Source organism: Bacteroides timonensis, assembly GCF_000513195.1.
Classification (GTDB): domain Bacteria; phylum Bacteroidota; class Bacteroidia; order Bacteroidales; family Bacteroidaceae; genus Bacteroides; species Bacteroides timonensis.
In genome coordinates this window covers 1-3,626 of record NZ_CBVI010000029.1, presented here as the reverse complement: position 1 = coordinate 3,626, position 3,626 = coordinate 1, and the positions used below count along the sequence as shown (strand labels likewise).

The following is a 3,626-nucleotide window of genomic DNA, read 5'->3' as shown; positions in this document are numbered from 1 at the left end:
GGAAAAGATTATTCGGAAATCCATAAGTATATGCGCTCTTATGGATGGGACTATTCTGAACATCCCAATTCATCTGATAAAGATCATAAAGACGGAGTGCATTGCGAAGTTATATATGACGAAACGATACAGCAATATATTTTCAGGTTTATCAGCCATGCCAATGCTGATGCCCTTGACGGTGACCGGGGGAAACTGGAAGACCGCCAACGTAATGAAATGAAAACACAAACTACTGCTGCCTGGTATAAATTGAATGGTAACTGGGATGAATGGCAACGCCTTGAATGGAAATTCCGTATTCCGAAAAATTTCAGACCTTCTACAAGTTTCTGTCATATTCACCAATTAAAGGCACAGGAGGGTAATAATGGTTCTCCATTGATAACCATAACTCCCCGCTGCAATAGTAATGGTAGTAACCGTCGTGTACAAGTGATCCATACCGGTGATAATAATGCTACTACTAAAGGAACAATCATAGACAATCTGCCATTGTCTGATTTTGAAGATGAATGGATACAAGTAGAAACAGAGATGCACTTTACGCACGATGGGGCGTTCAGTATTAAGATGACACGTATCAGTGATAGTAAAGTATTAGTTGATAAAGCTTTTAGCAATATTGACCTATGGCGGAAAGGAGCGATAAGTATCCGAAATAAATTCGGCATTTATCGTAGCTTTGGAAGAAAGATGGAAAGTATTGATGATCGTCCTACTAATGGAATAAAAGATGAGACCTTGCAACTGGCAGATTTCAAGGTTTATGAGAAAAATACAAATCCCAAGCCTGAAAGCCACGATTAGGGTGAAGGGAGAATTTATCAGAAAACATTATGAAATATATACTGTTATCACTAATAGGAGTTTTCATTTGTTCTCAAAAAATTGCTATACCATATCAAGAGAAGGTATATCTCCATACTGATAAGCCTTTTTATTTAGTCGGTGACACCATCTGGCTGAAAGGCTATTTGGTAAATGCGCAAACACATAAAGAAAGTGATGTGCAAAGTCGCTTTTTATACATCGAACTCATAAACCGGAAAAATAAGGTAATTCAACGTAAAAAGATAAAAGAGGAGAACGGGCATTTCTTTAACTTCATTTCTTTAGAAAAAGATATTGAAGAAGCCGATTATCAAATTCGTGCTTACACCAATTTCATGAGAAATCAAGGAGAGGAGTTCTTCTTTACCAAACAGATTCCTGTATATGCCAATACCTCTTCGTTACTCACTGCGAACATCGAATATGATTCGGAAGAAGCCGATGGGAAATATATTGTTATTACCCTGTTGCGTAAAGATGGAACTCCCTATGCAAATTCTCGTGTTGAGTACATGATTCGCACAAAAGAATATAAGAATCGCTTTCACCGTGTGAAAACAAATACCGAGGGGCAAATACGCTTTAAGTTACCCGAACGAGAGAAAGGCGTGGAACCTTACGTTTACCTTTCTCTATACGAGAAGGAATATGTACACCGTAAGCGTATCTTTCTGCCGCAGGATTATGAATATACGGTCGGTTTCTACCCTGAAGGAGGGCATTTACTGGCAGGAGTACAACAGCAAGTTGCCTTTAAAGCAGAAACATCTACCGGTGAAATCATAACCGTAGGGGGATATGTCTTAAACCAGCGAAAAGATACATTAGCTACATTCAACAGTGAGTATGCAGGTATAGGTTCCTTTGCTATTCGGACTGAAGAGAAAGATACATTGTGTGCTTTGGTAAAAGACAACTTTGGAAATGAACGGAGTTTTATTTTACCTAAAGCTTCCAGTACTCATGTTTCTCTTGCCATACGTCAGGATACTACTTTTGTACACTACCGTATACTCACTCCCTCAGATAGAGAATCAAATGAAAATTTCGATCTGTCAGTGCATACACGCGGCAGGATTCTCTTGAATCGTGTCATATCTCATGAACAATTATCCGATAGTCTCCCTCTCGATTTATTTCCTGAAGGAATTGCTCATTTCACATTGTTCAATCGGGATACGACAGTAGTAAGCGAACGGCTTATTTTTGTCAGGAAGCCTTCTGCGGTGTTTCAGTTGGCTGCTTTGGGTAGCCCGGCCGACAGCCGCCAACCTATAAAAATAGGATTACGCGTGTTGAATGAGCAGCAAATGCCGATTCAAGGAAACTTCTCTTTGAGTGTGACTGATGATTTCGCTGTAAATATAGATCCTAACGCCAATCATGTGGTCAGTGAACTATTGCTGAATTCTGATTTAAAAGGCAACGTCTTTTCGCCTGGTTACTATTTCTCTTCTCACACTCCGAACGTCAAGAAGCATTTGGATCAGCTCATGCTAACACACGGCTGGCGTAGATATAATGTGAGTACAAATTTGAGAGAAGCGAAACAGAAGTATAAATATGAAGTTGAGAGAACTCAGCAAATCTGCGGATATGTTGAAAGTCATTTTGATAAGAAGAAATTGTCTCATTTTGCACTGCTTGTGAATAATCCTCAAGAAGCTTTCAAACAAATTGTTGTCTCCAATGAAAAAGGAGAGTTTTGTTTTACCCATAATTTTCAACAAGTAAAGGAACATTTGACTGGGTTCTTAATTTATGGTGCCGGGAAGAAACCCAAATGGCGATATGGTATTTATATGAATGAAATAGAATACCCCGGTATCAACCATTTGCATTGGCAAAAAGAAGATATACCTTTGAAAAGTAAAGCTTTCATTAAGAGTGTGCGCGAAGATTATACTCTTGTAAATGGAGAAAAAATATACCGGCTACCAGAGGTAGAGATCACTGCTTTGCAATTACCGAATGGGTGGATCTCATATAAAGTGGTTGAACCGGAGAAGATAGAACAGATAAATGAAAAGACGGCTTTGGATTTATTAAAGAGAACTCCTAATATTGTTGTTCATTCCGGGGTTAGAAATAATACCAGTCAGATGTTTGTATTAGTTCCAAACAGAAACTTCAATGAAAAAAGCTCTTATAGTAAAATATCCGATTCTAATGGTGATAGTCCGATATCCGGTTACTGGGAACGCTTTTGGAAAAGAGTACCCGTCATAGTGGATGGATATGAACTAAAGAATATACAAGATCTGGAAAATCTGCATGCCGGAGATGTGAAGTCTATAGATTTTGTACGGGACAAAGCAATGTATATTGCAAACAGCGAGGATCATTATACTTGGGAAAATTATGAAGAAACAGAAGCCGCAACAATAGCTAATGCACCGCAAATTGGCGATGCGCTACCTCTGATTGTTCAGCCTCAGAAAGTATACATAAGTACTTATCTCTCCAAAGGAATTATAGGTTCGTCTATTCCGAGCATTGCCCGTATCGGTTATTTATCCTATGCTAAGAATGCAGAATTCTATGCTCCTAAATACCCCACCGAGGAAAGTCGTAAAATTATCAATTCCGACAAACGTACTACTATTCATTGGGAACCCAATATCCGTTTGGATGAGAAAGGAGAAGCAGGGCTTAGTTTCTATACTGCCGACCGTCCCTCCACTTATACTGTGGTGATAGAGGGGATTACTGACGACGGGAAAGCATGTCGATACGTAAAACAGATAAGATAAATTGCTAATAAACGGCGGAGGCATAGTCAGATTATTTCT

The 3,626-nt window shown here is 39.0% G+C and carries 2 protein-coding genes; both read left to right on the top strand.

Annotated elements, in window-relative coordinates; genetic code table 11:
* Nucleotides 1-810: hypothetical protein (locus BN161_RS07630; RefSeq protein ID WP_044264575.1), on the top strand; the 810-nt coding region annotated here is incomplete at its 5' end.
* Nucleotides 811-839: 29 nt separating this feature from the next.
* Nucleotides 840-3,587 carry an SdiA-regulated/phytase-like domain-containing protein gene (locus BN161_RS07625; RefSeq protein WP_044264573.1) on the top strand — a complete coding sequence of 916 codons (2,748 nt, stop codon included), beginning with the start codon at nucleotides 840-842 and terminating at the stop codon, nucleotides 3,585-3,587.
* The last annotated feature ends 39 nt before the right edge of the window (nucleotides 3,588-3,626 follow it).